The 7,247-nt window shown below is 66.0% G+C and carries 8 protein-coding genes; 4 read left to right on the top strand and 4 right to left on the bottom strand.

All coding sequences use genetic code 11. From position 1 onward, the window contains the following. The first annotated feature begins 211 nt into the window (after positions 1-211). A complete protein-coding gene (locus AC04L7_RS09340; RefSeq protein WP_475512882.1) occupies positions 212-682 on the top strand; it encodes an N-acetyltransferase family protein in 471 nt (156 codons plus the stop codon). A 118-nt stretch (positions 683-800) separates the two neighbouring features. Here the strand turns inward: AC04L7_RS09340 and AC04L7_RS09335 are convergent, their stop codons facing one another. From AC04L7_RS09335 to AC04L7_RS09325, 3 genes are all read right to left on the bottom strand, one after another. After that, complete coding sequence (locus tag AC04L7_RS09335; RefSeq protein WP_299346841.1) at positions 801-1,697, bottom strand: alpha/beta fold hydrolase; 897 nt, start codon at positions 1,695-1,697, stop codon at positions 801-803. 38 nt (positions 1,698-1,735) lie between these two features. Beyond that, positions 1,736-2,128, bottom strand: a complete 393-nt coding sequence (locus AC04L7_RS09330) for a low affinity iron permease family protein (protein WP_475512881.1) — start codon at positions 2,126-2,128, stop codon at positions 1,736-1,738. A 176-nt stretch (positions 2,129-2,304) separates the two neighbouring features. Further along, the gene (locus AC04L7_RS09325; RefSeq protein ID WP_299346845.1) at positions 2,305-2,778 is read right to left on the bottom strand and encodes a hypothetical protein; all 474 of its coding nucleotides are present in this window, start codon (positions 2,776-2,778) and stop codon (positions 2,305-2,307) included. Positions 2,779-2,976: 198 nt separating this feature from the next. Between AC04L7_RS09325 and AC04L7_RS09320 the strand changes: the two genes are divergently transcribed. The 3 genes from AC04L7_RS09320 (at position 2,977) to AC04L7_RS09310 (ending at position 5,224) form a co-directional block, all read left to right on the top strand. Then, a complete protein-coding gene (locus AC04L7_RS09320) occupies positions 2,977-3,336 on the top strand; it encodes an MmcQ/YjbR family DNA-binding protein (protein ID WP_436000384.1) in 360 nt (119 codons plus the stop codon). 120 nt (positions 3,337-3,456) lie between these two features. Then, the gene (locus AC04L7_RS09315) at positions 3,457-3,870 is read left to right on the top strand and encodes a VOC family protein (protein ID WP_475512880.1); all 414 of its coding nucleotides are present in this window, start codon (positions 3,457-3,459) and stop codon (positions 3,868-3,870) included. 91 nt (positions 3,871-3,961) lie between these two features. Further along, positions 3,962-5,224 carry an RNA polymerase sigma factor gene (locus tag AC04L7_RS09310; protein WP_475512879.1) on the top strand — a complete coding sequence of 421 codons (1,263 nt, stop codon included), beginning with the start codon at positions 3,962-3,964 and terminating at the stop codon, positions 5,222-5,224. Between the two features lie 33 nt (positions 5,225-5,257). Here the strand turns inward: AC04L7_RS09310 and AC04L7_RS09305 are convergent. Beyond that, positions 5,258-7,247 (bottom strand): DNA/RNA non-specific endonuclease (locus AC04L7_RS09305; RefSeq protein ID WP_475512878.1); only part of this gene is annotated, 1,990 nt, incomplete at its 5' end.

Below are 7,247 nucleotides of genomic sequence, written 5' to 3'. Positions count from 1 at the left end.
TCTCTGGTCCTCATGACACCCTTAGTGAGAGAAGAACGGACCTCTTTCGTCCTCGCGACACCCTTAGTGAGAGAAGAACGGACCTCTTTCGTCCTCGCGACACCCTTAGTGAGAGAAGAACGGACCTTTTCAGCGCCTGCGTCGGGCCATGTGTGAGTAGAGGCAGGCAGAATGGCGGCCAACACCGCCCTCAGTACCCCGTCGCATGCCCATGCTCCGTCGCTACCGACCCGCTGACGCGACCGCGCTGACCGACCTCTACGTCCGTTCAGTGCGGCACTACGGACCCCGCGCGTACACGCCCGAACAGGTCGACGCATGGGCGGYCACCGCCGACAGTGCGCGCACGGCAGCACGCTGCAGCGACGGCCGCGTCGTGGTGGTCGCACAGGACCAGGCCGGCACCGTGCTCGGCTTTGCCGAACTGGAAACCGACGGCCACCTGGACATGCTGTACGTCGCACCGGATGCGGAAGGGCTGCGCCTCGGTACCCTGCTTTACACCGCCCTCGAAACACAGGCGCGCGATCTTGGCCTGCACCGCCTGTTCGTCGAGGCCAGCGAACTCGCCCGCCCCCTGTTCGAACGGCAGGGTTTCACCCTCCTCGGCCGGAATGATCGGGTGCTGGCAGGCGTGGACATCCACAACTACCGGATGGAAAAGCGGTTGGCGCCGCGATGAAACCACCGCCATCGCCCCGCCCCGTCGTAGGCTGGGACGAAGCGAAGCGTAATCCAAGCATCCATGGATGGTGATGCGGCCCGGACAACGATGCATCGCGATCCCCACACGCTGACGCCTAGTCCAGCTCCCCACTCGCAATGCCTTGCCCGGCGCCCCGCAGGAATTCATGCAGGTGATCGTGTCCATCCGCCCGCAGGCCGTGGTCGGCTCCGGGATAAACGACCAGCCCGATGTTCTGCTTCCCCGCCGCATGCGCGGCGCGCAGCAGGTCCTGCGCAGAGGCGGCCGGCACGCTGCGGTCGCGTTCGCCGACGCCGATCAGGACAGGAATCCGAAGAGCCAGGTAGTCGCCCTGCGGCGCGTGATCGAACGTATCGAACCAGTAGCGGTGCGCATGACCCAGCCAGAAAGAATCTGTGCTGTCCGGTGTGCGCGCGATGGCCCTCCATGCAGCCTCGACGACGTCGGCGCCCATCAGCGCGGACAGGTTCTCGCGCATGCTCCAGCCGCCATCGCCGACCACGATCAGATGCGTCACATCGGCGCGCGCACGCGCGACCCGGGCGGCCAGCGCGCCACCTTCCGAACCGCCGACCAGGACCACCTGCTTCCAGCGCCCGGGCTGCGCCTCCAGTGTCCGCGACAGGAAGTCCATGTAGTCGGACATCCACTGGCGGGGAGTATCGTGGACATTGAACAGGGACGAGCAGGTCGCAACGCCGCCATCGCCGATCGCTCCCGGAGCGACATGCCGTTTGTCGAGCGCCACGTAGCGTGCATCGATGCCCAAGCCGTCTGCCAGGCGGGGAAGCCACTGCTGTCCCAGATCCGTGCAGCCCGATCCGCCGTAGGTGGCCACCAGCGTGTCCACCTTGGCGGCGTCGCCGACCACGATCTCGTGCACACGTGCTTCGCCCCCGTCGGCGAAGCGGAAGGTCGCGGTCTTCGCAATCGGCTGTGCCGCCGCCCAGCAAGGCAGCAGTGACAGCATCAGGCAGGCGATACGCTTCATGTCAGTCCCACTCCGCAGTTCGGTACAGACGCACATCCTCAACGCAGCCGACGTGCCTGCTGCGCATCGCGTGCTTCGCGTGCCATCCGTTCATAGCGTTCGCGCAGCGCGTCGAGTTCCTTCTCTTCCAGTTCTTCCAGGTCGAGTAGCGCGTTGTTCGCACTGCGCGAAACACGGATCAGTTCATCCAGCTTGATCTGCATCGCCTCGGTGTCGCGGTTCTGGGTGTTCTGGATCAGGAAGACCATGAGGAAGGTGATGATGGTCGTGCCGGTATTGATCACCAGCTGCCAGGTATCGCTGAACTTGAACAGCGGTCCGGTGACCGCCCACACCGCGATGATGCCCAGCGCCAGCGCAAAGCAGGCCRGTCGGCCGGTGAACGTGGAGGCCTTCTTGGCGAGGCGGGTGAAGGCGGATGGGGCAGTCATGACGGGCTCCGTGTGAAACCGAAACAGGGCTCAGAGTACCTTTTCCAGATCGCCATGCATCTTCAGAACCGCACCGTGCCTTTCGCTTCCGGCTGACTGATCACAACAAGGCCCGCTGATGCGGGCCTTATGCTTTAGAGAAGAAGGAAAAAACTACTCTGACCCCTGTCTCGGAGTCAGTCGAGAGATGCCGCCTTAAAAGGCACCCAATCAGTTCGAGATACAACTTCATTGCCTGCAACCAGCAAAGCTCTGAACAGGTACTCCTCTTCTGGAGTAAGGCAGCGCGTGGCTGTCAGCGCCGTCAACTGAACGCGCAGGACTACTTCGTCGCCAGGCGAYAATGACAAACGAGATCCGGTGCCTACGTAGTCAAGGTAACCGCACGGCGCGACAACCACTCCGCCAGGACGCGCAACTTCCACCTTGACAGAAGACTCCGCACTCAGACTAAACAAGCGGTCATCAATCACCAGCGCATCTTCAGATCTGTTACTGACAGTAACTATGAACTCTTTTCCTTCGACAGTATCAACTTCGACGTCCGTGCCATATCGCTTACAGGAAAGAAGAGATGCGACACACGCCAACGCCATAAGAAAACACAACACCGTCGACTGCGAAGCGACACTTTTTCTCACTGCACTCATCTTGAATGCTCCCGATTTTCCGAAACCGAAACAGGGCTCAGAGTACCTTTTCCATGTCGCCACACGTCGCCAGAATTCAGGCGCAAGCGACGGTGTACTCCGCGGGCTGCAACGGCGGCATCCGCTCTAGGACACCCGCCGCCCTCGACCCACACCGTCCGCACACCATGCAACCCATCGCGGCGCTAGCATCCATGCATGGACGTCGCCGCCCTCAAACGCCACTGCCGTTCCCTTCCCGGCTCCGTGGAGGAATTGCACGCACCGCCCGCCAACATCCTGGTGTATGCCGTCGGCGGCAAGCGCTTCGCCTACTTCAAGACCAGTGAACCGGAGCGCTGGCGCTTCAGCGTCAAGGTCTCGCCGGAGCGCTTCCTGGAGCTGACCGACCAGCCCCGCATCAAGCCGGCGCGCTGGCTGGGGCACCACCGCTGGGTCACGGTCGTGGACGTGTCCTCCGTGCCCAGCGCCTACCTCACGGAGCTGGTGGCGTGGTCGTACCGCCATGCCTTCGCGCGACTGACCCGCCGCCAGCGGGCCGACATCGGGGTCCTGTGAGGGCGGCGCATGGCGAATCCCTCTTCACTGCCGACGTTGTCGATCCCGGCCCTGCCGGTTCGTCGGAAGACATGAGCAGGCCATGCCGGCCCTGCATCCGTCCCACCCCTGGAGTCCACCATGAACGTCAATCCCTACCTGATCCTCWATGGCACCTGCGAAGCTGCCTTCACCTTCTACGCGCAGGCCACCGGCGGCACGCTGGGGCCCATGATGCGGTTCGATGGTGCGGAAGGCTGCGAGAACATGCCTGCCGAGCACCGGCAGAAGATCATGCATACCAACATCACGTTCGGGCAGACGGTGCTGATGGGCTCGGACAACCATCCCGACTACCCGTGCGAAGCGATCAAGGGCTTTTCGGTGTCGCTGTCGGTGGACAGCATCGCCGATGCCGAGCGCATCTTCGCCGCGCTGTCGGACGGTGGGCAGGTGAACATGCCGCTGGCGCAGACGTTCTGGGCGGTGCGGTTCGGCATGCTGGTCGACAAGTTCGGCGTGCCGTGGATGATCAACTGCGAAAAGGATGCGTGATGGCGGCGGAGGCGTGTCGTGGACACCGTGACGCCCTCCTTCGCTGCGCCGCGGCTTTCACCCGCTGCGGCGCCGTGGTCTGATGCACGGCATGTCCGATTCCCCCACCCATCGCGCCATCGATGCCGTCTGGCGCATCGAATCCGCGCGCGTCATCGCCGGTCTCGCACGCATGCTGCGCGACSTGGRCCTSGCCGAGGAACTGGCGCAGGACGCGCTGGTCGCCGCGCTGGAGACCTGGCCCCGTGACGGCGTGCCCGACAACCCGGGGGCGTGGCTGATGACCACCGCGAAGCGCCGCGCGATCGACCGCCTGCGCCGGGTGCAGTTGCTGGATCGCAAGCACGAGGAACTGGCGCGGGAACTGGACGACGCGCACGAGGACCGGCGCGCGCGCGAAGAGGATGCGCTGGATCACGACATCGRCGACGACCTGCTGCGGCTGGTGTTCGTGTCGTGCCATCCGCTGCTGTCGATGGACGCGCGCGTGGCGCTGACACTGCGCCTGCTGTGCGGGTTGACGACCGACGAGATCGCGCGGGCCTTCCTGACGTCCGAGCCCACCGTCGCGCAACGCATCGTCCGCGCGAAACGCACGCTGGCCGATGCCGATGTCGCCTTCGAGGTGCCCCGCGGCGAGGAACTGGAGGAACGGCTGTCGTCCGTGCTGGGCGTGGTCTATCTGGTCTTCAACGAGGGGTATTCGGCCACCAGCGGCGATGGCTGGACACGGCCTACGCTGTGCGAGGAAGCCCTGCGGCTGGGCCGCATGCTGGCCGCGCTGTCCCCGCGCGAGCCCGAGGTGCAYGGCCTGGTSGCGCTGATGGAAATCCAGGCSTCGCGCCTGCATGCGCGCACCGGCAAGGACGGCGCGCCGGTGCTGCTGCTGGACCAGGACCGCAGCCGGTGGGACTACCTGCTGATCCAGCGCGGCCTGGACGCGCTGGCGCGTGCGGAGCGGTTGGGCGGTGCATTCGGCCCGTATGCGCTGCAGGCCGCCATCGCCGCCTGCCACGCGCGGGCACGCACGGCCGACGCGACGGACTGGGTCCGCATCGCGACCCTGTATGCCGTATTGGCCCAGGTCAGTCCATCGCCCGTGGTCGAGCTCAACCGCGCGGTGGCGGTATCGATGGCGACCGGGCCCGCGAGCGCATTGCCGCTGGTTGACCGTCTGCTGGACGAGCCGGCGATGAAGCAATACCACCTGCTGCCCAGCGTGCGGGGCGACCTGCTGTTCAAGCTGGATCGTCGCGACGAAGCGCGCAGGGAGTTCGASCGCGCCGCCWCGCTGACGCGCAACGCRCGCGAGCRGGCGCTGCTGCTGGCGCGTGCGCGGGACTGCATGGCGTGACTGCGCGCGGATCCGCGCGCCCCGGCTGCGCGGTCACGCGTCCAGGATGATGGACGGCAGTCCGTCCAGCGCGTGGTAGCCGGCGGGCTGTCCGCCCGCGACGGCCGACTCCTGCATGCGCACCCGGCTGCGCGATCCGCGACGGCGTGGCGATTCCAGCGGATCCAGGTTGCGCAGCAGGCCCGCCTTGCCGTACCCGAACTGCAGGTCGGTCAGGCGCTCGATCTCCGAGATCTTTACCTGGAAGGTGCCGTAAGCACCGTACGGCGCCTGCGGCGCGGCCTCGATGCCGTGCTCGGCGATGACGTCGCTCTGGTCCAGCAGGTAAGCCGTGGCGGAGAGCTGGCCATCGCTGCGCTTGGCGACCACCACCTTCCAGAAACGCACCGGATACTGGATGGTCGGGAAAGCGTCGTGGACCGGGTCGTCTTCCTCCAGCAGCGGACCGGTGAAGACCTGCACGCGCAGTTCGTCATCCTCGCCAGCGGTCTGTTCCAGGATGTAGCGCTCCAGGCCGTGCCAGAGTGCAGGATTCTTGTTGAAACGCTCGTGCTGCGGCGTGCAGTTGGTCCAGTGGCAGGTGTCGGCCGCCGACAGCAGCGCGGCCTTGCGGGTGGCGCCGTACTCCAGGTCTTCGCGACGGGTCAGGTGACCGCGGTCGAAGCGGTTGTTGCGGTAGTAGAAGTTGCCGACCTGCGCTTTCTCGGCGATGCGCGGATCGAACCGCCACACATCGGCCGGCCGGGTCATGTGGTAGCGATGGGCGGCGTCGAGGTTGGCCGCGGTGTAGATGGCGAAGCGGCGTTCGGCATGCATCACCACGCTGAAGTTGTGGTACTTCAGGACGCAGTCGTCCTTGCCGGCACCCTTCTGCACGATCAGCCTGGCGGCGGCCGCCTGCAACGCGGGCGACAGGCGCGGGAGCGGAACGAGGCGTTCCTCGCGACCGAGGAAATCGGCGCGGTATCCCTTGCGATCGGCATAGGCATCATCGAAGGGGAGTTCCCTTTCCGAGACCGGCGTCCCCGGCGCACGGCTGGCCTCGCGCAGCGCGAAGGTGGATTCGTCGGCACCGGTACCCTGCCGGGCGATGCTGACCGAGCCGCGTGGATCCACTGCCAGGGTCACGGTGACGTAGCGGGATGACGGCGTGCTCATGGCGGACTCCGGCGGTTCGGCGGAAGAAAAGGGTCTGGGCGCGGCGGCATCGAGCTGCAGCCGGGTGTAATCGGGATCGGCGCGCAGCATGGGCTGCAGCAGTGGATGCGCGGGCAGTGCGCCGCGCAAGGTGTCGACGATGCGCGACACGCGGATGCCTTCGTTTGCGATCCACTTGATGTCCGACTCGGCATGGCGCGCAGGGTCGAACGGCTGTCCGTCGTGGGTCAGCATCTGGCCGTCGCGCGTCTCCGGGATGCCGGAGTGGTGCAGCGCCACCACGTGCCAGTCGTTGTTGAACACCGGCGATCCGGACGATCCGCCCAGCGTGTCGGTCGAATACCAGAGCACGTCGTCGGTGCGCTTGAGCAGCTTGTTCTCGCGCACGCAGAGTTGCTTGCGCTCGCCGTTCGGATGCTGCACCACCGTCAGCCATTCGCCATCGGCCACCTTGCCGGTGACGCCGATCAACGGCAGGAACCCGAAGGCATCCAGCGTGCTGTCGGCGTTGTCGGACCGCGGCGCCACCGCCACCACGGCGAAATCCAGGGCTTCATCGGCGAAGAACAGGCGCTGCGGCTCCAGCGCGAAGACCTGCGGCGCCATCGGCTGGTCGTACAGGTCGGTTTCGTAGCGGAAGTGCGCCTGCGAGGTCGCTGCCGTGGTGGAATCCGGCACGACGTGGTGATTGGTGATCAGCACGCCGGGCGCCACCAGGAAGCCGGTGCCCCAGCCGCGCAGCCGGCCGGCGCCATCACGGATGGCGATGCGGGCGACCGCCTCGGCGACCCGGACACCCTTGGCGAGATAGTTGACCGGCTGGATCTCGTTGCCGTGGATGATGCGTTCGTAGACGCGCCTGGCC

It is taken from the genome of Pseudoxanthomonas sp. LjRoot204_2 (assembly GCF_056175765.1).
This window is presented reverse-complemented; position numbering and strand designations above follow the sequence as displayed.